At 66.0% G+C, this 22,000-nt stretch carries 14 protein-coding genes; 1 reads left to right on the top strand and 13 read right to left on the bottom strand.

The genetic code is table 11. The annotated features are described in order from the left end of the window. Window positions 1-125 precede the first annotated feature (125 nt). The 10 genes from ACIQCS_RS12185 to ACIQCS_RS12140 form a co-directional block, all read right to left on the bottom strand. A complete protein-coding gene (locus ACIQCS_RS12185; protein ID WP_345847650.1) occupies window positions 126-1,916 on the bottom strand; it encodes a hypothetical protein in 1,791 nt (596 codons plus the stop codon). A 6-nt stretch (window positions 1,917-1,922) separates the two neighbouring features. Next, window positions 1,923-3,758, bottom strand: coding sequence for a hypothetical protein (locus ACIQCS_RS12180; RefSeq protein ID WP_345847649.1), 1,836 nt, complete (start codon window positions 3,756-3,758; stop codon window positions 1,923-1,925). A gap of 26 nt (window positions 3,759-3,784) precedes the next feature. Then, window positions 3,785-4,339, bottom strand: a complete 555-nt coding sequence (locus ACIQCS_RS12175; RefSeq protein ID WP_345847648.1) for a hypothetical protein — start codon at window positions 4,337-4,339, stop codon at window positions 3,785-3,787. A gap of 113 nt (window positions 4,340-4,452) precedes the next feature. Further along, on the bottom strand, window positions 4,453-6,270 hold the full coding sequence (locus ACIQCS_RS12170; RefSeq protein WP_345847646.1) for a hypothetical protein: 1,818 nt from the start codon (window positions 6,268-6,270) through the stop codon (window positions 4,453-4,455). Window positions 6,271-6,383: 113 nt separating this feature from the next. After that, the gene (locus ACIQCS_RS12165) at window positions 6,384-6,944 is read right to left on the bottom strand and encodes a hypothetical protein (RefSeq protein ID WP_345847644.1); all 561 of its coding nucleotides are present in this window, start codon (window positions 6,942-6,944) and stop codon (window positions 6,384-6,386) included. Window positions 6,945-7,130: 186 nt separating this feature from the next. Then, window positions 7,131-8,111 carry a hypothetical protein gene (locus ACIQCS_RS12160; RefSeq protein WP_401530960.1) on the bottom strand — a complete coding sequence of 327 codons (981 nt, stop codon included), beginning with the start codon at window positions 8,109-8,111 and terminating at the stop codon, window positions 7,131-7,133. A gap of 37 nt (window positions 8,112-8,148) precedes the next feature. Then, complete coding sequence (locus tag ACIQCS_RS12155) at window positions 8,149-8,667, bottom strand: hypothetical protein (RefSeq protein ID WP_345847642.1); 519 nt, start codon at window positions 8,665-8,667, stop codon at window positions 8,149-8,151. A gap of 346 nt (window positions 8,668-9,013) precedes the next feature. Further along, window positions 9,014-9,553, bottom strand: a complete 540-nt coding sequence (nusG, locus tag ACIQCS_RS12150) for a transcription termination/antitermination protein NusG (protein ID WP_294049327.1) — start codon at window positions 9,551-9,553, stop codon at window positions 9,014-9,016. Between the two features lie 35 nt (window positions 9,554-9,588). After that, on the bottom strand, window positions 9,589-9,786 hold the full coding sequence (gene secE, locus ACIQCS_RS12145) for a preprotein translocase subunit SecE (protein WP_280279789.1): 198 nt from the start codon (window positions 9,784-9,786) through the stop codon (window positions 9,589-9,591). A 168-nt stretch (window positions 9,787-9,954) separates the two neighbouring features. After that, a complete protein-coding gene (locus ACIQCS_RS12140; protein WP_086130264.1) occupies window positions 9,955-10,527 on the bottom strand; it encodes a YqaA family protein in 573 nt (190 codons plus the stop codon). Window positions 10,528-10,722: 195 nt separating this feature from the next. On the opposite strand from ACIQCS_RS12140, the gene ACIQCS_RS12135 reads away from it, so the two are divergent. Further along, window positions 10,723-11,211, top strand: coding sequence for a hypothetical protein (locus tag ACIQCS_RS12135; RefSeq protein ID WP_401530956.1), 489 nt, complete (start codon window positions 10,723-10,725; stop codon window positions 11,209-11,211). A 3-nt stretch (window positions 11,212-11,214) separates the two neighbouring features. On the opposite strand, the gene ACIQCS_RS12130 is transcribed toward ACIQCS_RS12135, so the two are convergent. Genes ACIQCS_RS12130 through ACIQCS_RS12120 form a run of 3 tightly spaced genes read right to left on the bottom strand, consistent with a single transcriptional unit; the run spans window position 11,215 to window position 21,997 of the window. Continuing rightward, entirely contained in the window at window positions 11,215-14,229 is a 3,015-nt protein-coding gene (locus ACIQCS_RS12130; protein ID WP_345847636.1) for a phage tail protein, read from the bottom strand. After that, window positions 14,226-19,586: a kelch repeat-containing protein gene (locus tag ACIQCS_RS12125; RefSeq protein WP_345847634.1), complete on the bottom strand. Its 5,361-nt coding sequence runs from the start codon at window positions 19,584-19,586 to the stop codon at window positions 14,226-14,228. Before ACIQCS_RS12125 ends, ACIQCS_RS12130 begins: the two co-directional genes overlap by 4 nt. Continuing rightward, a complete protein-coding gene (locus ACIQCS_RS12120) occupies window positions 19,583-21,997 on the bottom strand; it encodes a hypothetical protein (protein ID WP_345847631.1) in 2,415 nt (804 codons plus the stop codon). Before ACIQCS_RS12120 ends, ACIQCS_RS12125 begins: the two co-directional genes overlap by 4 nt. Between the last annotated feature and the right edge of the window lie 3 nt (window positions 21,998-22,000).

The raw sequence follows: 22,000 nt of genomic DNA, 5'->3' as shown, positions 1-22,000 counted from the left end.
CATACAAGAAGGCGCCGAACTTGAGGAAGGATATCGGGATCGGGAGCGGTGCCGTTTCGCCATCGATCCGGACCGCGCCGCCCAATGTGAGATTGTCGTGACGGATCGACGCGAAATGCTTCCCGTCAGTCGGAGAAAACGGACTTCCACACGCCCTTTCCGGAAAACAGCCAGCCATGGGGAAGCGACACGTAATGCACGCGCGCGCCGCTCCGCGAAATCCGTTGCATTATCGGATCCGGGAAGGGCTGATCATAGGTCGAGATATGTAGCATATCGCGATCCGACCATGGCGTATTCATGTACAGATCTTCGATCCAGGACTGGAAATTCGCCACCTTGCCGGGGGATCCAAAGGTTTCCAGCATGAATCTCCATTGCCCGGTCTTGCTGGTGCTTCCGAAGTCGGCATGATCCTTCTGATCGGCGCCGACCGAAACGATCGGGCTGATTAGAACAAGCTTGCCATCTTTCCCCAGGAGAGCCTTCAGGGCCATGGCGGGCAGCGCGCCGAAGCTTGCTCCCACGATGGTGATCTTCTCGAAACGCCGCGCTCTTATGAAGTGGAGCACCTGCCCTGCATCCTCGGAGAGCATGTTTCCTCCGCCCAGCAGCCGGTGCTGCAACCCAAGTCCGCCGCCGAGCTGCCCGCTATAGGACACGGACAATATCGACTGGTTGCCAAGCTCGGGAAACCGATCGATCTGGCCGGACGCCTTGAGGGGGCTCGCGGGTCCTCCGCCAAAGAAGACGATGAGGGACTGGCTGCTATTCTCGGCAAATTGCGCCGGCAAGTACCCGGAATCTCGGCGAAGGTCCAACAACGCGTATTCCCGAACGATGGGAGGAGACCAGGCTGTTGCCTCCTGGCCCGTCCAGAAATCCAGATCGCCTTGGTCTTCGCGTGGCTTGACGGGGCATTGCGCGCGTATCCGGACCTCCCTGGCGCCGCTCCGCCAGGTCAGGATTCTGCGGTCGGCTTCCTGATGCAGCCATGCGACGCTCCGTCCTGAAGCTGCCACGTCGAGGATCCTGCCGAATCTCGGCGCCGAGAAACGGACGAGCTTTCCGCCCGCCCGTACCCGCATCCTCTTCTCGCTGAAGGACCCGGCCAGCATTCCGGTGCGGGAATCGATGATCGCGCTGGATCCCGGAATCCCGGATGCGGCAGGATCGTCGTTCTCAGCGAGCTCGCCAAGTCCGATCAGCGCGGCCTTGCCGTTGCGCATCGCGACTTTGGGATCGTAGATTTGCCGGAACACGAAATCATAGTTCCTGAAATAGCTTTCCGCCGCATCGGCCGGCGCGTCGAGGCTGGGATATTTGTACCAGTGGAACGATGCGCCGATATTCGACACCAATCCTGCGGATGCGTCCGTATGGGGATCGGGGGTGCGATAGTTCTCGATGATATTCCTGGCGAGATCCTGGCCATATTCCAATGACGACCGGTCGGTATCGGTAGCGAAGACGCGCAGGAACTGTGCCCTCGGCAAATCCGTGACCTCAACCGAATCCGCCGTTATTTTGTCACCAGCTTCTCGAAACGCCACGAAGATCGCGCTGGCGCTTCTGGAGACGAAGCCATCCGGTGTGATCGCGACCGGCAGTAGCGAATTGATGGACACGAAGGTTCGCCCGCCGGGCAGGGGCGCGCGCATGTCCGCAAAATAGGAGAGGCGCCCGCCGTTGCGATTGACCACCTGAATATCGGTAAAATTGCCCGGCGACCTGTAGAACGCAATCAGCCGGCGGCCGCCATCGCCCATGAACAGGGAATTCTCGAAGCATAAGTCGTTGCTGGAGAATGCGTCATTCGTTTCGATATGAGCTTTCGCGATATCGAAATTGCGATGAACTTCGATGCTCGGCGATGCTGCGAGGAGTAAACCGAGGATCCATGGCGCCGTGGACATCAGATGCTATTGGTCGGCATCGTCCAGATGGGCGGCGCGCGCGACCCGGGCGGTGCCCGCGATGTCGGCCCAGACCTCGTCGCCCTTCTCGTCGAAGTTGCCGATGAGCCCGTGCTGCATCCTGTCCTGCAACAGGATGCCCGCCCCGGCGCGGAGCCGGGCGGGCAGGTCGCCGGGCATCGAAATGGTGTCGAGCGATCCGAAATAGAAACGGGCGTTGCCCGGCACGATCCGGCCCCATGTCCGCGCGAGGCTCCGGTTGAACCGGTCGATATTGTCCTGCCCGCCGAAGATGGCGAGATCCGCGCGAGTCTGGCTCTCCACGCTGACCTTCTCCATCATGCCCAGGTCGACCGTGGCGATGGTGGCTTTGCGCCAGGTGATGAGCGGGGCGAGGAAGAACGCCTTGCGGAAAACGTCCGGGTGATCGGCGATCGAGATCGCGGCGGGCACCGCGCCGAAGCTGTAGCCGATCACGAACGCGTCGCGATATCCCTGCTTTCGCGTCCATGCCGCAATGCGCGAAGCCGATTGCGCGATGGCGCCGATCCCCTGTTCGGCGAGCAGATCGGAATGGGTGAGGCCCGCGCCGATGCTGCCGGGATATTCGACCGCGAGCACGCTATAGCCCAGGGGGACCAGCCGCCAGACCGGCATGGGCAACTTATCCTCCAGCGCGCCCTGCGGCCCGCCATGGAAATAGACGAACAGCCGCCCATTGGCCTTGGCGGGCGTATAGAGATAGCCGAAGGTCCGGTCGCCGGCCCGCGCATCCCCCAGCAGAACCTGCCGGCGTTCCATCGGGGCCTCCATCCGCGGCCATGGCGTGAAGCCCAGGTGGCGCAGATACTCGGCATTGTCGCAGATGGCGAACTTGCGCTCCCCGCCGGCGTCCAGCCGCAGCAGGTCGATCTTGCCCTGCGTCTCGGCGAGCACGGCGATCTTGTCGCCGTTGGCGATCGCTTCGAGGATGTACATGTCCGGAGTGGCGGAGAGCGGCACGGTCTCGAGGCGCGAGAGCTCCGGGTTCCACCGCTCGAGCGTGCCGATGCCATAGCGCCCGACGATCCGCCCGGTCTTGAGATCGAAGAGCGGGCGGGCATGCCCCAGGAACGGGGCGCCGGGAAATTGCGCGGCCAGTTGGTCGCCCCGCACGATCAGGCTTCCCGGCCGCGCGGGATCGGAGACCGGCGATTCCATCGACATCACCAGGCCGCCGGACGGCGCGCCCTCGGGATGATGGATCATCGACGGGGCGGGCGCAGTGAAGGCGAAGTCGATGCCGTCCGCCGCCGTGGCGGACACCCGCAATGGCGCGCCGGCTTCGATCGATGCCAGCCGCGCGAGCGTCCCCTTGTCGACGAACGGCGCCGTGCCGCCGAACTTGACGGCCGTCAGCCGAACCGAAGCCCAGGACATCGGCAGATATTCGGCCGACACCTGGCCGGGTTTGTCGGATGCGATCTCGAGGATCAGCGGCCCGATCCGTGCCACCAGATTCCCCGCCTCGGTATAGCGGATCGGCTCGAGCAGCCAATCGGCCGAATAGCCCGACTTCGCGCGCTCCTCGCCATATCGGGTCAGGTCGAACGTGACGAAGGAACCGGGGTGCCTGGGGTCATAGGCGCCCGAGAGCTTCTTTTCCTGATACCAGAGCGTGGCCCTCCCGAAGCCGGGGTCCATCGTTACCCTGTTGAAGCCGCAAGGGCCGAAACCCTTGCCCTCGGCATAGTGTAGTTGCAGCTTGCTGCGCCAATCCTGTTCGCCAGCCGCAACCTGCCCGGCGGCAGGTTGCGGCCAGCCCGATATAGCGGCCAGCAGGCAGATGATTTTTCTATGCATGAACTCGCCTCTATATTGGGGTCGGATCAGCCGCCGTAGGAATGGGCAACCCAGTTCGGCGGTCCGTTCATGTTGGTCGAAGTCGCGCCGCCATCGAAGCTCACCGTCCAGCGGCCATAGCCCCTGTCGACGTACATGGCGTCATATTTGCCGTCCTTGTTCAGGTCGCCATAAAGCTTGCCGTCGGAGCTCTGGAGCCAATAGTTGTTCGCGTCGATCGGCACGCCAGGCTTGGAGTTGGCGAGGTTGTTGGTGGTTTCCTGATTCTTGTTGGTCAGGACATTCTCGATGCCGTTACGAATAACCTCGAGTGGCAGCACCTTGTCCAGGTCGATGTTGATGTTCACGCTCAGCGGAAAGTCCCGGCCGCCGCCGCCTGCCCCAAGATCCGCCGGATCGCCCGGATAGGAGTTCCCGGTCTCCGGCCCGCCATATCCATGGCTGAATCCGAAGCCGGGCACTCCATAGCGGAATCCTCTGACTTCGATATCGGAGTCGCCGGCCAGGATCATCCCGTCGAGCGTTGCCCCGGTGGTGCCCCAGCCACCGGCCACCAGATCGATTTCATACGCGTTCAACATTCTCACGATGCAATCCTCACTATTCGAAGATGAAACGAACATTGTTCTTGTGAGGCGACCGGGCGCGTCATGGCGGGCGGATGGGGCAATTTCATTGCACTAGCGCGACGATTTCAGGAATCTGCGGTCAGCTTCGCCGCGTTGAGGCGATAGACTTGCATGTCGGCCGGCGAAGCGTTCGGTGTTGCTTCCATATGGTCGCCATCATGGCGGATTATCTCCAGCTTGTCGGTCTCCTTGCAGAAGCGATAGGCATAGTCGGGATCGACGAGGTCGTCCTTCTTTCCCACGATGAGCGTAACCTTGCGCACCAGCTGGCAGCCGGTCAGACCGGCATAATATTTCCGCGCTTCGGCGGCGGTATCCTGGCCCAGGTTCATTTGGTTGAACTTGTAGGCAAGCGGTGTCAGCGACCCTGGATAGTCGGAATAGGAACCCGCAGGCGCGTCGAGCACGACATTGTTGAACCGGTGCAGCAATTTGGGGCTCATGAAGCGATAAAAGGTGCCGCCGAAGCTGCGCAGATGCAGCGAAACGAAGTCCCGCGGCTTGTAGTGCGCGAAGACATAGTCCTCGAGCCTCTGGCTGTCGCGCGCGAGCGAGGCCGTGCCGCCCCGATAGAGATGGTCCTTCAGTGCGAAGGTGTAGCTCGATCCGCCATAATGGAAGATGTCGAGATTCGCCCCGGCGTCGAGGATCGCCAGCATGTCCGAAAAGGCATATTGCTCGAAATTGGCGTACAGGCCCGGCCCGCCATAGAGGAAGACGACGTTCTTGCGGTTCTCGGGGCGCGAATAGCGCTCGACGAACAGCTTGCCGCCATCCACCGCGATCACCTTGTGGGTGGCGATCGGCTTGCCCGGCGGTATCAGCGATATCTTGCGCCCGCCGAAATAGAGATCGTGCCGATAGCCGGCCACGGTGATCTCCAAATTAGTTCCGTTCGGTCTCTGGCGCTGTTCCTGGCGGAAGAAGGGGCCGTGACTGACGATCGCCGATCCGTGCCGGTTGCTCACCGCGATGCCCATGACATGCTCGCCCGCCACGGCTTCGACCGCGCGCTCGACGAGCCTGGCGAGCCGGGGGGTGACATGACGGGGGCGTGCTCCAAAGGCAGTCGCGAAGCCGTAATAGCCCGAAGGATCGTCGCCCTGGATCAGCAGCGCACGCGGCAACCCCTTGGTCTCGTCGCGCACCGAGCAGCCGGTGAGGCGCAGCACGCTGCCACGCGTCAGTACCATCGCATCCTTGCCGTCGAAGCGGATGGGAAGATTGGTGCGCCGTGATTCAAATGCGGAGCCGTTCTTCCACAACAGTCGCTCGGGCCCGCCATTGCGGCTGCAATGGACGAAATAGTCCTGGTCGTCGCGGCGCAGGGCGATCGCGCGATCGCCCGAAAGGCGTCCGAACACATTGCTCACATTGTCGGGCCGCTTGCTGTCGCCGCGCACCGCCGCCGCTACGATCGGCGTGATCCGGGTGAAATAGGCATTGGCGGCTGTCGTCGACCAGCCGCTGACATCGGTCTCGATATCCATGCTGTGCTTGAGGCTCGACGGCAGTTGAAGCGTGAAGGTCCGGCGTGGCGTGCGCTCACCGCGCAACAGGGCGGCGACTTCGATCTCGCTGATGGTGAGCGTTCCATTCGGCGTTTTCTCGGGCGTTATCCCCATCGCGCCCATGTAGAGATACCGGTCGTCGTGACTGAAATATGGTTCGTTCACCTCGAAATAATTCTCGGTCCAGAGCCGGGACACCCGGCATGCGCCGCCCGAGGTCGCCAGACATGCGGTTTCGGCGACGGTAATGGTGTGGAATTCATCGACTGCGAAAACATATTTGCCCCCGGGCGACAGGCTGAGCTGCTGAACGCCGACAAAGGCCGTGGCGGCGGACTCTGCGCCTTGTGCCGAGGCTGGGCCTGCCCTCATCAACACGATCAAGGCCGCGAAAATGAACCAGAAACGCATGGCCGGTCCTTGAGAGGGGGGCCGGCGAACGCGCCGCCGGCCCCGGTTTTCGGATGGGTTGTCGGAAACGGAGCTTATGGAGTGACGTCACCCAGGATCTGGTCCGGATTGCCGTCCGCATCCTTGTCCAGGCCCACCATGCCGGTCGACGGCTTGTACCAGATGGCGGTGTCGACCGATCCCTCGCCGTCGCGATCGGCATAGAGATTCCCGCTCTTGGTGTGCTGATAGATGGTCACGCCATTCAAGGTCGTGACGGTATTCAGGCTATCGGGGCGCACGCTCTCACCATTGATCCCGCCTCTGTAGTAATAGGTCAGATTGCGAGCGGCGATCTCGGCCTGCGAGTAGATATCCACGGGGAGCTTGGTGATCAGTTCGGCGACGAACTTGGCGATCTCGAGAGCGGGGCCGGCCGGCGGTGCCGGGGGCTGCCCACCACCACCGCCGGCGAAGTAGTTCACATCGGTTGCGGGTTCCGTATATCTCAAGCTGAAGCCGAAGTCGGGAAAGCCACCAAGGCGACGTCCGGTGACAGTGATTTCGTCGCCATTGGCCAGGATCATCCCGTCGAGCGTTGCCCCGGTGGTGCCCCAGCCACCGGCCACCAGATCGATTTCATACGCGTTCAACATTCTCACGATGCAATCCTCACTATTCGAAGATGAAACGAACATTGTTCTTGTGAGGCGACCGGGCGCGTCATGGCGGGCGGATGGGGCAATTTCATTGCACTAGCGCTACGATCTCGAGGATCTGGGCAATATCTCAGGGCAATCCGTGCCTTATCCACAAAGCGGGCAAGATCGTCGTGCATCGCCCTAATCGGCAGGACACCAGCGCGCGGTGATTTCGTTCAGGATCGCAAAGGCGCGATTGGTGGCTTTGCCGTCGAAGAGAAGGTCGTGATCGAGGCCTCTGATCGGAAAGGCACGAATGCCGCGCGCGTGGAAATCCGCGACATAGTCTCCGCCCAGTATCCCATCGGTCGAACTGTAAACCACATGGATATTTGGATATTTACCATCGAGATAATCGAAGGCGGATTTGCGCGCGATCGGGAGGGAAAGATCGAAATAGGATGCCCAAAGGTCATCGTTTCGGATTGTCTTCCACTCATACCGGCCGGTCCGATCATCCAATATCAGCAGGCGTTTGCCGAAGACGATCTTTGCATCATATTTCGCGTCATAAAGTGCCATCGCTTTGTCCCAGCCAACGGGACTCATCAGGAGCGGGTTGATCAGGATGGCCTTCGCTCCGGGATCAGGCCGGGATGCCGCATACATCAGGCCCCCCATGCTTTCCGCCACGACGATGACGTTCTCCGCGCCATAGACACGCTCGATTTCGGCGCGCTGGGTGGCCACGTCCGCGATGCCGGCCGAGAAGCCTTCTTTCGGATAATTCTGCCGTGGTGCGGTTCCGGTATAGGCAAGGTTGACGATCGGCGCGCGGCAGCGGCTGGCGAGCGAGACCAGCCAACGTGGATAGCGGGCCTTCGCCTTGTTCCAGGGCGTCTGGACCGGATCGCCAGGGCCGCCCGGGATGCGCACGATCACCTTGCCGCTCAGGGCGGGGAGGGCGGGGCGGAAGACGAAGAATTTGGAGCGACCGTCGGCGTCGGCATAGCGCAGCCACAGGCCCTCGGAGCCGGCATAGCGGAGCCACCAGCCGCTGGAGACGGTTTCGCAGCTTGCAGCGCCCGAGAGGCGCAGGCTGGCGATCCCGGATGCGCAAGAGATGCGCGGACGCCCGAGGAAATGGAATGCGGTGGCGGCAACCGCGAGGGTTGCCGCCACCGTTGCCAAGGCCAGGCCAAGGCGAACGGACCGCTTATTAGTCAACCCGCTTCCAGTAGCTGATGGTGCCGTCGTTTTCGATTACTTTGACCTCTGCGCTGCCCGATGCTGGCCCTTTGCCGCCTTCGGCCTTGCCGTCTATCTCGACGCGGCTGTCGCTGCTAACGGTGAACTGGCTCCCAGTCGCGTTTGTGGGAACGAAGGTGCCCACATAGCCATCACCGCCCCAATTCCAGGGCCAGTCGGATTCCTTGAACATCACGTAGACGCCTTCGGCGTGATAGGCGAAGTAGTCGTCGCCGACCTTGATCTTGTTGGCGGTCACGACGATCGGTTCGTACTGGTTCGGGACGCCATTGCCGTTGTCGTCGCCATCGGGGTCCCAGCCGGTGTCGGGGTCGACGGCGCCGCCGTTCTGGCCGCCGCCACCGCTGCCAAAGGAGTCGAGGTCGCCAACGACGACGGTGCCGTCGGGAAGCCATACATGGCCTTTACCATCGGCGATGCGTCCGCCGGCCACCAGATCGAGTTCATTTACGGTCAGTTCATGCCACATGCGCAGTCTCCTTCGAGATTGACGGATGATGCAAGTCCCTGCGCGGCCTCGTCCCTTGTCGATGCGAGCCAGTCCAAGTCACGGCGCGTATGGATGATTCTCCGTGCCGATCGGCGTGGTTGCGTCTCGCGAAATACCGTTGGGCACCCGAAAGGGGGATTGCCCTTCGGATGCAATAGATTTCATCTACGAAAACTATTTCAATATTATGATGTGGTGCGCGAGGTCGAGGGCGGCAGCGATCGCTGGCCATTTTCTTCAGTCCTGGCCGATGCCGACCAGACGACAAAAAAGGCCGGAGCTTTCGCCCCGGCCTTCTTGAAATCCCGATAGTCGAAGCGCGCGCTTACTTCACTCGCTCGACATCCTCGAAGCCCAGTTCCAGCGGCGTCGCGCGGCCGAAGATCGAGATCGAGACCTTCACGCGGCTCTTGTCGTAATCGAGTTCCTCGACCACGCCCGAGAAGGTCGCGAAGTTGCCGCTGGTCACCTTCACCGTGTCGCCGATGTCATAGTCCACCTTGACCTTCGCCTTGGGCGCGGCGGTGGCGGCTTCGTCCTTGGTGTTCAGGATGCGCGCGGCTTCCGCCTCGCTGATCGGCTGCGGCTTGCCCGACGAGCCCAGGAAGCCCGTCACCTTCGGCGTGTTCTTCACCAGGTGATAGACGTCGTCGTTCATCTCGAGCTTGGCGAGGACATAGCCCGGGAAGAACTTCCGCTCGGACTGGACCTTCTTGCCGCGGCGAACCTCGGTCACCGTCTCGGTCGGAACCTCGACGGCCTCGACCAGGCGATCGAGGCCCATGCGGGTGGCGTCGGCCAGGATCTGGTCGCGAACCTTGCCCTCGAAGCCCGAATAGGCGTGGATGATGTACCAGCGCGCCATGCGTTCGTTCTTTCTCTCGTTATCTGCGGTGCGGCTTACTGCGCGAGGCGCAGCAGCGAATTGACGATGAAATCGAAGATCGAGTCGATGCCGAGGAAGAACACGCCGAGCAGCGTCGTCATGATCATCACCATGATGCCGGTCATGACGGTCTCGCGGCGCGTCGGCCACACGATCTTGCGGGCTTCGGTCTGCACCTGCTTCACGAATTCGATCGGACTGGTCTTCGCCACTTGGGCACCCTCGCTTCAAAGTTCGCCGGCTGCGGGGCACGGGTCCGCTGCCCGGTCCTTCTCGAAGGAACCGGCGCTACCCACCCACGCTGTCGGATTGGGGGCTGTATCTAGCGAGTTGCGAGCGGGCGTGCAAGCTGGCGCGCTCAGGAAAAGAAACCACCCCGTTCAGAACAGCGCGACGGCGACGAAACCCAGCACGATGAGGCCGAGGAAACCCCAGGCGAACAGGTCCAGGCGTTTCTCGACGAACTCCTGCACCGGCGCGCCATAGATCTTGAGCAGCGTCGCGACCAGGAAGAAGCGGGCGCTGCGCGTGATCGTGGCGAGCAGGACGAAGAGCGCGAACGGATAGTGGGACAGGCCGCTGGCGATGGTCACCAGCTTGAAGGGGATCGGCGTCACGCCCTTCACCAGGATGATCGCCCAGCCATATTTGTTGTATTGTTCGGTGAATTCCTGGAACGCGTTGTGCTTGAAGAATTCGAGCACCTGGTTCGCGAAGTCGGTCAGGAAATAGCCGATCGCATAGCCGAACATGCCGCCCAGCACCGACCCGAGCGTGCAGATGCCCGCGATCAGGAACGCGCGATCGCGGCGGGCGAGCACCATCGGCATCATCATCGCATCGGGCGGGATCGGAAAGAAGCTCGCCTCGACGAACGAGACCGTGAACAGCGCGCGCAGCGCGTGACGGTGATGCGCCATGCGCAGCACCCAGTCGTACAAGGGTCGGAACATCGGGACCGGGCAACTTTCGATGCGGGAGATGCGCGTTCTTTATGGACGGTGCCGGAACTTGTCCATGGCAAGGCGGCGGGCGCCGCGATCATAGGGCCTTTTCGGACGCAATTCGCCTTGCCGCCGCGCTGTGCGCTCCATAGCCTCCGGGCCATGGCGACACCCGCCCCCACACCGACTCCGTCGCAGCCGCCCGTGGAAATCCTCTACGCGGTGCCCGTCGGCACGGTGATCTCCTGGTATCCGTCGCCGACCGCCTTCCAGACCAATCCGAACGATCCGACCGGGCCCAAGATGCTGGTCTATCCGCCCGGCTTCCGGATGTGCGACGGGAGCACCGTCAACGATCCGGAGAGTCCGTTCAACGGCGCCGCGCTGCCGAACCTCGTCAACCGCTTCATCCTCGGCTCGGGCGCCAATATCGCCGTTGGCGACAGCGGGGGATATGGCATCGGCGGCTGGCAGAATGGCAGCTTCGCCACTTCGCCCACCGCGGCGTCATCGTCCGACGATGTGCTGAACAACATCATCCAGGCGCAGCAACCGACCACGTCCTGGCGCTATGAGCTGGCCAAGAATGACGGGCTGAACGACGGCAACCATCATCACACCGTTGCCGCCGGCGCGTTCACGGTGCCCCCGCCGGGCTATGTCGCGCTCATCCCGATCATCCGGATCAAATAGCGTTCAGCTCTCGTAGCGCAGGTCGAGGGTGACGCCTTCGAGCAGCGCATCTTCCAGCGCGACCTTCAATTCAGTGCTCCGAGCGGTCGGTACGGCCAGATTATAGGCTCCCAGCTCGTCGCGGTTGGTCGCGCCTTCGGTGATGATGCGCGGATTGTGCGGAAAGGGCTCGAGGCGCGCGAAGCCGGGCAGCGGATAGGCGTTTTCCGGGGCGAAGACCGGTGGCGCGGTGCCGAACTGGAAGCTGGCGCCGGTCGAGCGCACCGGGCAGGTCAGGGCGCAGGCGGCGTCGGTGCAGGTGGTGCACGCGGTGACGGCGATGTCGGCGGCGTCGGTGCAGGCGCAGTAATTGTCGGCCGGCGTGCCGAGCACGAGGTGGCGCAGCATCACGTTGCGGCCGCCGACGCCGCCGATCTTCCCGCAGCTCTTGCAGCGTGCCACCATCAGGCTGGGCGGATCGGTCGCCGGGGCAGCGGCCAGCGCGGCCAGGGTCGCGGCGGCGGCGGCGCTTCCCCCTCCCCCGGAGAGGTAGCCCAGTTCGGCCGCATAGCAATTGGAGAAGGTAATCGCCCCCGAGCAGGTGAGCGTGCCGGCGAACAGCGAATCGAGCGCTTCTCCCCCCGCGCCGAGCTGTGCCGTGCCCATCACCGTCGTCCGGGCGATGTGCACGGCGGCGAGCGGCACCATGAGTACCGGCGTCGCCATGTCGGCCGGAGGCGTGAGGAGCGGGCTCAGCACGCAGCTGTCGAACCGGACATCGCCCTGCACCTGGCTGAAATCGAGCGGCGCGGCGATCGTCCGCTCGAGCGCGATGCGCGCGCTGCCGTTGAACGGCGGCGGGGGCGGCAGCGGAGGGGAGGGCGGCGTCGGCGTGGGTGCCGGTGCCGGCGTTGGTGCCGGCGTGGGGGTTGGTGCCGGGGTAGGCGTGGGTGGCGGTGGGGGAGGTGGGGGAGGAGGAGGTGGCGGCGCCGGCATGATCGCGCTGCCGCTCTTCGGGATCAGCGTCATGTCGAGCAGCTGGAGGTCGAGATTGCCGCCGTTGAGCCAGATCGCGCCCTGAAACAGGATGGCCGACATGCCGAAGGTGCCGGGCGTGCCCGAGCTGGGCCCGGTCAGCGAGAAGGAGCCGGGATAGGAGACCGAGAGCAGCGCCTGGCTGCCGGCCGCCGAGGCGATCCACAATTTGTCGCCCGGCGGCGGGACGATGGTCTGCGCATTGAGATAGCGGGTCGCGCTCGATTGCAGCACCAGCACGGTGCAGGGCTGGGGCGCCATTTCCCACAGGCTCAGCTGAGTGACGATCCAGCCGGTATTGCCCGCATCGTACAGGGTCACCGCATTCGCCGGTGCAGGCAGCGACGCACGCAGGCCGATCCCGCCGATCGCGCCGGGCATGGCGATCCCATAGTCGACGCTCAGCGCGGCCGGAGCCGCCCAGGCCGCGGGCCAGTTGAACAGCCCGAGATCGGGGTCGATGGTGGCGGCGGGCACCAGCCCCAGCTCCCAGGCCGGCGCGGTCGGCGACATCGGCGCCTGCGACGAAGCTGGCGCCACGATCACCACGCGATCGCTGACCAGGCAGACGAAGCAGCTGGTGAGCTTCGCCGCGAAGGCCGCTTCGGCCTGGGCCGGCGTGGTGACCGCCGGCGAGAAGGGCAGGCTGACGTTCAGCACCTTTCCGGTCGGCGTGGTGAAGGTCATCACCGTGCCGGGCGCCGCGTCATTGAGCAGGTCGAGCCGCTTCTGGTCGAGCGGCAGCGTGGCTGCGGCGATGCCCGTGCGTGCGCTGCCGCTGAGCAGCAGGGGATCCGTGCTCGACGGTGCCGTCAGCAACGAGAGCGATGCGGTCGGCACCGTCGGCACGATCAGCAGCGTATTGCCCAGCGATCCGCAGATCAGCGCGCGCACGTCCGCCTCGGTCACCTGGGTGCCGGCCTTCACCGGGCAAGTGGCGATCGCGTTCTGGAGCAGCTCGAGCAACTGGCTCATCGCGGGGTTGGCGGGCACGTCCATCGCGAGCACGGCGGATGCGTCACCATAATTCAGGTTGAGCGTGCTGGTCTGCGCGGTGATCGACTGCAGGTTGATCGAGCCGCCTTCGAGCACCGGATAGTCCGGCGCGGGCGGCTGAATCGCGCCGATGTCGAGCGGCATCGCCCGCACGCCATCCGCCCCCAGCGCAATCCAATCCGACGTGCTCTTCGGCTTGTAGCGGATCACGAAGCCGCGTGCCGAGCCATAGAGCATCGAGCTTGCCGGCCCGGTGCCCGGCGTCGTCCAGATCCGGTTATATTGTTCCAGGTCGGCCGCCAGCATCTGTGTGGTGAGGCGGACCGGCAGCGCGGTGACCGGCGGCGCGGCGACCCAATCGAGCGGCGCATTGGCGAGATTGTAGAGCGGTTGCGTGAGCGCGAGCGGGTTGAAGTGAGATAGGCGGGGCGTCGACGTGCCCATGGGGGTGATGCCGGTCATCGCAAAGCTGGGCAGCCGCCAGACCCGCAACAGGCCCACCGAGGTGCGCGACGGATCCTCCGGTTCGCCTTCGGGTTCGGGCGAGGCCGAGGGCGGTGTGGGTGTGGGGCCAGGCGTGGGGGTGGGCGAGGGCGCGGCATCGGGAAGCGGCCAGCTTCCGGACGGGGTCGTCTCGTTCGGGGCGTAGATCGAATACCAGCCGCTGCCGTCGCGCACCCGGCGCGGGATCGCGCTGGCGATGCCCTTGCGCCGCCGGAAGCCGAGCGCGTCGGCGACCAGCGCGCGATGCTCGGGGCGCACCGGCTGCGCCACCTCGAGGCCGAGCTGGGCAGCGACATAGGGCACGAGATGGAGCGGGCAGGTCTGGATGAACCAGTCGTCCTCAAGCTCGCGGACCGAATCGCCGATCTGCTCGCGCACATGGTCGAAGACCTTGCACAACGCGAGCAGCGGATAGCCTTGCGTGATGTCCGCCATGCGGAAGATCGGCGGCAGCAGGTCGTAGAGCGCATCGGGGATCGGCGCGCCTTCGGTGTCGTCGCTCATTGCTTGCCCCCCGTCCGCTCGGTGAAGGTCACCGCGTCGGCATCGGCGCTGATGTACAGGATCTGCGCGCCCGTCACCGGATCGAGCTGGGCGGGCTTGGGTGCCAGCACCTGCTGGTCCGGCGCGCCGGAGGAGCCGCCCGATTCGGTGGGGGCCCAGAGCTTGTCGACACCGGCTTTCGTCACGGCGTTGACGCCTTCCACGATGCGGATGATCTCGCTGGCCCGGACCGGCTCGTCGAACGCCATCGCCGGCAGCGCATAGGCTGCCCGAAGCGCATCGCTGATCGATTGCTGGATCGCATGGATGTCCGCTCCCGTAGCGGCGGTGAACCAGCCCTGCACCTTGAACGGCAGCGGCTCGAAGGGAAGCAGGCGAATGTCGAGCCTGGTTGCCTGGGCCGCGTCGACGGCGGCGGAGAGCGACTTGAATGCCGGCGACGCCATGTCCGGCACCGCATTGTCGGGCGCGGCGAGCGTGAGCAGGAAGACCGAGTGGCGGCCCCGCGGGAGGGTGCCGTCGCCCTGGGCGACGGTGAGCACCGCCGCGCTCACTTCGGGACGGTTGAGGACGAAGGTGACCATGTCCTGGCGCGTGACGATCCGTCCCAGATCCTGGGCGCCCGTCGGAATCAGGTCGCGTAGCGCGCTGCGCGGCGGCGCGCCGATCCCACCGCTCGCGGCGACCGGATTGAGCACGCTCTTGATCCCGCCCACACCCATTGGCGCACGCGTGATGCTCCCGGCGGCGACATTGCCGTTCACTCCCGCGCCGACGCGATAGGTGGCGACGATGTTGTCCGTGCCCGTTGGCGGTCGCAGCCCGTGGACGCTGTCGCCGAAGGTGATCTGCGCGCGGCCCTGGGCATCCTGGGTGAGCTGATAGGCGCGCGCATCGGGGCCGGTGCTGCCCAGCGCCTCGACGCATTGCCAGACCGCGCCGTTCACGGTCACGCTGAGCTGCGGCGCGATGGACCCGTCGGCCTCCTCGAGCCAGGTCAGCGGGGCCTGTTTGAGCAGGAACTGCTGGAACGGCTTCTGCCCGTCGCCGCTTCCGAGCACCTCGCCCGCGACGGTGCTCCCCTGGGTCACTTCCACCACATTGCCGTACACGGTGGTGGTCGTGCGGTCATAGAGGTAGCGCAGCGGCTCCTGCAGCGTCAGCGTGGTGGTATTGTCGCCGGACGATTTCGCGATCGCCTTCACGGTCACCGCCTCGCTCTGGACCGGGCGGGTGAACAGCGCGAGCTGCTCCGAGGAGACGTTGCCGATCGTGGTGCCGTTGCCGGAGAGATAGGCGAAGTCCGAGGGCGGCTCGCCCGCCGGATCGGTCTGGAGCGAGAGGTTGCCGATGTCGGGGATGTTGGCCCACCACCATTTCCCGTCCTGGTTCGCGCTGCCCTGCGGGATGGGCCCGTAGACCATGACGAGCGTGCCTTCCGCCAGCGCGGCCGGCGCGCCGATCGGCCATACCTTGCCCACCGTCGTCGCAAGCGGCGGGTTGCCGGCGAGCAGGAGCGCCTGGCCGACCACGATCTGATCGATCAGGCCGGTGAGCACCAGCGTGTCGTCCGGTACGGCCGGATGGCCCGGCGTCGGCGTGTTGCCGGGCAGTGGCGCGTCGTCGATCGGCGGCGCGAGGCTCAGCTGCTGGCTCTGGGTATAGACCAGCGCCTGGCGCCGGGCGTCCGAATCCGCCGGCGGCGGCGCTTCGACATAGAGCACGGCGGTACAGGTCGAATTGCCGTTGCCGTCGACCTGGCCGCCAAAGGCATAGACGCCGTGATTGGCGAGCGGGATCGGGTTCACCCCCTCGGTGAGCGACACGAGATTGGGATAGCCCGGGGACGGCAGCACGATCGGCAGCGGATAGACCGGCTGGGCGCCGCCGCCGTTCGGGGGCACGATCTCATAGGTCGAATTGGTCTCATAGGTCGAATTGGTGTCGCCGCCCAGCATCAGCACGCCCTGCTCGACGAGCACCGCTCCCTGCGACCGGCGTGCGGCGGCGAGCATGGGACCGGCGGAGAAGGCGAAGCTGGTGGGATCGAACAGGACGCTGCTGGCGCTGGGCTCCATGGTCCAGTCGGTCGCGCCCCCGGCGATCAGCACCCGGGCATCGGGCAGCAGTGTTGCCGAATGCATCGCGCGCGGCACCGGCATGTCCGCGATGGTCGCGAAGGCCTGGGCGGCGATGTTGAACACCGCGGCCTGAGTGATCGGCCAGATCTGGATCTCGTCGAACGGTGCCTCGGACTGGAATGCGCTGAAACCGCCGGCGATCAGCACATCGCCATTGGCGAGCAGCGTTGCCGAGTGCAGGGCGAAGCCCTTGTCGAGCACGGTGGTGATCGCAGTGAAGGTCTGGGTGGCGGTGGCGAAGGTCTCGGCCGTATGGAGCGAGGGCACGTAGATCGCCTCGAGGCCAGGCACATCATAGGTGATCGGCGGAACGGCGAAGCCGCCCGCGAGCAGCACCGAGCCGTCGGTCAGCACGGTCGCGCTGTGGCCGCAGCGCGGCGTCGTCATCTTGTTGCCTACCTTGCGGAAGGTGCGGCTCTTGGGATCATAGACCTCGGCGGTATCGAGCACGGCATAGCCGTCATCGCCCAGGCCGTAGCCGCCGGCATAGAGGACGGTGCCGTTGGCGAGGAGCGACAGCGTCGCGCCGATGCGCGGCGCGATGGGCGCGCCGGCCGCGGTCGACAGGCCGGTGGTCGGGTCGAAGGTCCAGGCGAAGCCGGTCATGCTCGTCGTGGGCTGCGGAAAGGGCTCCGGCTGGGTTGCGCCGACGATTAGGATCGTGCCGTCGGCGAGGAGGATCGTGCCGGTCGGCGCGAGCGTGAACGGCGTGGTCAGCACTGGTCCGGGCAGCGTCTGGAACGTGCCGACATCGGCATCGAGCGCGACCACGGCGCCGGTATAGGTGGGCGGGGTGTCGGGCTCGGCGGGCAGCGCCGAGATGCCGCCGGTGAGCAGCAGGAAGTCCTGGGCGAGCGCGGCGAAGGCGGGATAGCCCTGTGGATTGGGCAGCGGCGCGCCGACGATGCTGGGCGCCAGCACCTTGCCGCCGTTGAAGGGAATGCTCACGCCCGGACTCACCGCGAAGGTCTCGACCGTGGCAAGCACCCTGGTGCCCGCGACGCCGCCCGCGACCGCGACCTTGCTGCCGGGCAGCAGCGCAGCGGCATGGTTGGAGCGGGCTTCGCTCAGCGGCGGGGCGACGACGAAGGTCGGCACCGCATCGATGCTGCCATCGGCCTGATACGCGGCAAAGGCGCCGATCAGCCAGTCCTCGCCCACCGGCCCGGTCGCGGACTGGCCGCCGGTTATCAGGAAGCCCATGTTGTTGGGCAGCGCCACCGCGACCTGGTCGTAGCGGCCCTGCGTGCCTCCCTGGCCCGGCGGGATCGGATAGAGCGTGCCGGTCGGCTGCCAGTCGGTCGTATTGGTGACCTCGGCATCGTCCCACACCGTGCCGATGGCAGCGCCCGCGCCCGAAAAGCCCGGCGGCGCGGCGCCGCCGTCATGCCCGCCGACGAAGATCACGGTGTTGGCGACCGGCGGCACCGCCGGCCCGCCGCCATCGGCCGTATTCTTCACCACCGGGCAGACGGTCGCGCTGTGCCCGGCCCGCGCCCGGGCAAGATCGGCACAGGGCTGCCAGTCGGCGGCAACGGGATCGAAGACGGCGACGGACTTGGTGGCTTCCAATACCGCGAACAGCGCCTCGATCTTGTCGTGCGCATCGTTCGACGCCTGGGTCAGGCCGCCGCTCAGCATGATGCGGTTGTTGGGGAGCAGCGTGGCCGCATGGCCCACGCGCGGGATCGCGAGCGTGACGTTCGGGATCGCGCTGAAGCGCATGGACGTGGGATCGAGGACGAGCAGATCCGTCGCCAGCGACCAGTCCTTCATCACGCCGCCGGCGAGATAGACCTTCCCGTCGATCAGCGTGGCGGTGTGGAGCGCGCGCGGCTCGGGAAGCGGGTCGATCTGGCTGACGAGCTGGGTGGCGGGATCGTAGATCTCGACGCTGTCGAGCACGCCCTGCACGCCGATGCCGCCGACCAGCAGCACCCGGCCATCGCTGAGCGTGGTGGCGCTGTGCCCCATGCGCGAGGGGATCAGCGCGGAGCCGGTGGGCAGGGTGGCGGGATCGGGCGCCAGCTCGACCTGGGTGACCTGGCCCGACATGTTGAATTCGGAGATGTTCTGCCGCGATACCGCGTCGATGATGCCGAGCGTCTTGTCCTCCGGCGTCTCGAGCAGGAACTGGCTGCCGGGCAGCACCTTCGGATAGACCGCCTGGAGATCGAGCTGGTTCAGGTCGATGGCATAGCCCGGCCATTCGGAGAATTCGGACGGGACCATGCCGGTCGGCGTGTTGGCGCGCTGCACCGCCGCCGATTGAGACGACCAGGACGCCGCGTTGTAGCCGAACAGCCGGCAGGTGAGATCAAAGGCGTAGAGCTCGAGCCCGTTGGCCTCGTTCGGCGGCAGCGGGTCGGTGGCGCCGCTCGCCGCCCATTGCTCGCCGATCGGCGCGCCGATGCCGATCGTGGTGGTCGAGAGGACATGGTTCTCGCTGACCGAGAACACGGTGAGCCGCACCCATTGGATCGGTGCCGGGTCGACGCGCTTGTAGAGCAGGAAGTCGCCGACCTGCAGGCCGAGCCCGGTGCCGGCGAGCAGCAATTCGGTCGCGTCCGCGGTGACCCAGGCCGGGCGCGTCTGCAGGGGCGTGAGCTGGTTGAGCGACGAGACGGCGGTAAGCTGCGACGCGGTCTCGAATACCGGTGCCGCCGCGACGGCCGCCGCGCTACCGGAACTGGCGGCGGTGGTGGGTGTGGTTGCCGTGGCCTGGTTGCTCGTGGCCGTCGATGCGGTGGCGCTGCTTCCGGTCGGGCCGCTTGTCGCCGCGCTGTTCGATCCGCGCGAGGCGGGGGGCGTGGCCTGGATCGCGGAGCCCTTGGGCACGATCACCGGATCGCCCGGCTGTGCGAACACCGCGATCTCCGCCGTCGCGCCGATATGCATGCCGGTGGTCTCGCCGAGCCCGCGTCCGATCAGCGCGAGGCTGCGATACTCGATCGCGGTGGAGAGATAGCCCTCGTTGAGCACGCGATCCTGATAGAAGGAAAGCACGTCCGCCACTTCGGCGAAGGCATCGACCAGCGCCAGCGTGGGATCGGTGGGGACATTGCGGTCGAGCCGCGCCAGCGGCTGCGAGACCGATTCCCCGCCGCTGTTGACTACCACGCGCGGGATCAGGTCGAGCATCTCCTGCTTGAAGCTGGCATAGTCGCCCAGCCCGGCCGAGATCTCGTCGTCGGGGCCGCTCCCGCTCCCGCTCATTTCGCCGCCGCCACGAAGAGCCGGACGATGCCGAGCTCGGGATGGAAGCTGTCATTGCCGGCGCGCGCGCGCTCGTTCGAGCCGATCCTGATCCGGCCGGCCTTGATGTTGTCCGCGGTGTTGTCGCGGCCGCTCACCGTCTGGAACACCACGCGCGGATCCATCGCCGGATCGCTGACGACCAGCGACACCGTCGGATCCGCGCCCAGCAGGGCGATCAGATCGGCGAGCACCACCGGCCGGCCGAGCGGCCAGGCGGTCGGGTGAAAATGGGCCGGGCCGCCATCGGTCTTCGCGCCGGCGCCGATCCGCCGCAGCAACCGCTCGCGCGCGGCACCGATATTGGCGTTCCTCGAGCAATAGACGACCAGCGAGACGTTGATCGGCACGTCGGTTTCCTGCTCGATCGTCGGCGGCGCGCCGAGCACGGCATATTCCATCAGCCGGGCCTTGGCGATCGGATAGGTATAGCCGTCGGGCGTGGTGGTGGTGGTGGCGATGCCCACGATGCAGGGCGCATAGCCGTCGACCAGCCGGGCATCGGCCTCGGTCACCAGCGGATCGCTCTGGGCCAGCCGTTCCCAATCGTCCGGATCGATGCCGCGCAGGTTGGTGCGGAAGCTGGTCGTCGCGAACAGGCGGACGCTTTCGTTCAGCTCCGGCTGGCCGGGCGTCGCGGGCAGGGGGTTGGAGACCCAGCTGATCATCGGAGTGGAACCCACGATCTGGACCAGCGCGTTCGCGCGCACCCGGCCGCTCTGCCCGTCGCCGACGCGCACCGTGGCGGTGAACGTCGTTCCCGGCGCCGGTGCCTCGCCCTGGGCCCCGTCGCCGAAGCGCAGGAACAGGTGACGCCGGTTGCCGCCATAGCCGTCCTCGGGAGCGGCGGCGAAAGCGCGCCCCGCCGGCGGCGTGCTCATCAGGTCCTGCCTAGCGGTCCATAGATCGGCGACCTTGGCCATGCCGGGCCGTTCGCCCAGCATCTTGACGCAGAGATTCGCCTGCCCCGGATCGGGAGCGAGGCTCGCCTTGGCCGAGGGCACCAGCAGCGCGGCCTCGGCGATGTCCTGCGATCCGTCGAACGCCGCCACCGATGCGGGCATCGGCGCCGCCGACACCGGGTCCTCCACTTCGATGATCGGGCGATAGACGCGGCCGGCAGGCGCCGTATCGGGCATCGGCGTCACGGCGATCGTCCTGCCATGATCGGCCAGCCCGACATTGCCGTAGAGCTGCACCATGCCCGTCTGGTTCTGCACGGCCATGGTCAGCGGCTTGGTGAGCGCGTCCTCGGGATGCCAGGTGATCATGGTGGCATAGGGCGGGTTGTTGCCGTTGGGGAGCAGCTCGACCTTGATCAGCCGCACGACCTGTGCGCCGAAGGGCTGGGCGACGCCGGCGGGCGCCGCGGTCTGGACGAAGGCGACCAGCTGGCCGGGCACCAGGCCGGTCTGAGTGGTGTTGAGCTGCGCCTGGATGGCGCCCTGGGGCAAGGTGTAGGCGGCCGAGCGCGACAGCGGATAGGCAAGGTTGTTGCGCAGCAGCGATACGGGGAGATCGGCCATGGTCTCGAACACGGTGGTGCTCGCCGCCAGGTCCTGCGTCGCCGCCAGGTTCATGGTCATGATGCCCGGCTGCTGGGTCACCACCTGCAGCCCGGCGGGGATCACGCCGTTGCTCTTCACCGTGAAGACGAGGGCGGTGCGCGCGTTGCACCCGTCATTGACGCCATAGTCCCGCAGCCGGGCATGCCGGCGCAGCGAGAGGCGGTGGCGTGCGGTGGGCAAATAGGATTCGGTGCCGGCCGCATCCTGCCGGAAGGAGAGATGGTCCCCGGCATAGGCGAGCGCCTCGATCAGCGTCGTCATCGGATCGGCGGGATGATCGAGCGCCCAGGCGGAATCGTCGCGCACGATCTGCGACACGCGCGAGCGCATCAGCGAAGTGAAGGCGGCATAGTCGCGGCCGAGATAGTTGATCGCGGCCTGGCCGGGGGGCGCCTGTACCGGCCGGCTCGGCGTGGCGACATTGGCCTTGGATTCGGGCGCGAACCAGGTCGAGACCTCGCCGATGGTGAGCCGATAGGCGGGTGCGTCCGCCGCGGGATCGGCCGGGGGCGGGATCGCCTGGATGTGGAGAAGCCCGGTATCCGCGTCGAGCGCATGGACCCGCACCACTTCGGCCGGCGTGCCGAACAGGTCGGCGATCGTGACCGGCGGCGTGTCGGGCGCGGGGGCGGGCGCGGGCAGCGTGGCCGGCGCGGGGTCGCCGGTGACCGCGTCCATCGCGATAGCGGCGGCCCGTACCTGCGCGGCCGGAATCGCCGATGCCGGGGAAACCTGCACCACCAGCTGCAGCGAGCCTGCGCTCTGCACCGAATGCACGACGGTGGGCTGGGTGTCGTCCGCCATCGC

The sequence above is a fragment of the Sphingomonas sp. NPDC092440 genome, assembly GCF_044754985.1.
In the GTDB taxonomy this organism is placed as follows: domain Bacteria; phylum Pseudomonadota; class Alphaproteobacteria; order Sphingomonadales; family Sphingomonadaceae; genus Sphingomonas.
Note: the sequence above shows the minus strand (reverse complement) of the source record. Positions and strands in the feature narration are given on the sequence as shown.

Excerpts from the sequence above, each read along its gene's own strand:
- ACIQCS_RS12185 (WP_345847650.1), bottom strand. The coding sequence starts at position 1,916 with ATGTCCACGGCGCCATGGATCCTCGGTTTACTCCTCGCAGCATCGCCG.
- ACIQCS_RS12180 (WP_345847649.1), bottom strand. The coding sequence starts at position 3,758 with ATGCATAGAAAAATCATCTGCCTGCTGGCCGCTATATCGGGCTGGCCG.
- ACIQCS_RS12175 (WP_345847648.1), bottom strand. The coding sequence starts at position 4,339 with ATGTTGAACGCGTATGAAATCGATCTGGTGGCCGGTGGCTGGGGCACC.
- ACIQCS_RS12170 (WP_345847646.1), bottom strand. The coding sequence starts at position 6,270 with ATGAGGGCAGGCCCAGCCTCGGCACAAGGCGCAGAGTCCGCCGCCACG.
- ACIQCS_RS12165 (WP_345847644.1), bottom strand. The coding sequence starts at position 6,944 with ATGTTGAACGCGTATGAAATCGATCTGGTGGCCGGTGGCTGGGGCACC.
- ACIQCS_RS12155 (WP_345847642.1), bottom strand. The coding sequence starts at position 8,667 with ATGTGGCATGAACTGACCGTAAATGAACTCGATCTGGTGGCCGGCGGA.
- nusG (WP_294049327.1), bottom strand. The coding sequence starts at position 9,553 with ATGGCGCGCTGGTACATCATCCACGCCTATTCGGGCTTCGAGGGCAAG.
- ACIQCS_RS12140 (WP_086130264.1), bottom strand. The coding sequence starts at position 10,527 with ATGTTCCGACCCTTGTACGACTGGGTGCTGCGCATGGCGCATCACCGT.
- ACIQCS_RS12130 (WP_345847636.1), bottom strand. The coding sequence starts at position 14,229 with ATGAGCGACGACACCGAAGGCGCGCCGATCCCCGATGCGCTCTACGAC.
- ACIQCS_RS12125 (WP_345847634.1), bottom strand. The coding sequence starts at position 19,586 with ATGAGCGGGAGCGGGAGCGGCCCCGACGACGAGATCTCGGCCGGGCTG.
- ACIQCS_RS12120 (WP_345847631.1), bottom strand. The coding sequence starts at position 21,997 with ATGGCGGACGACACCCAGCCCACCGTCGTGCATTCGGTGCAGAGCGCA.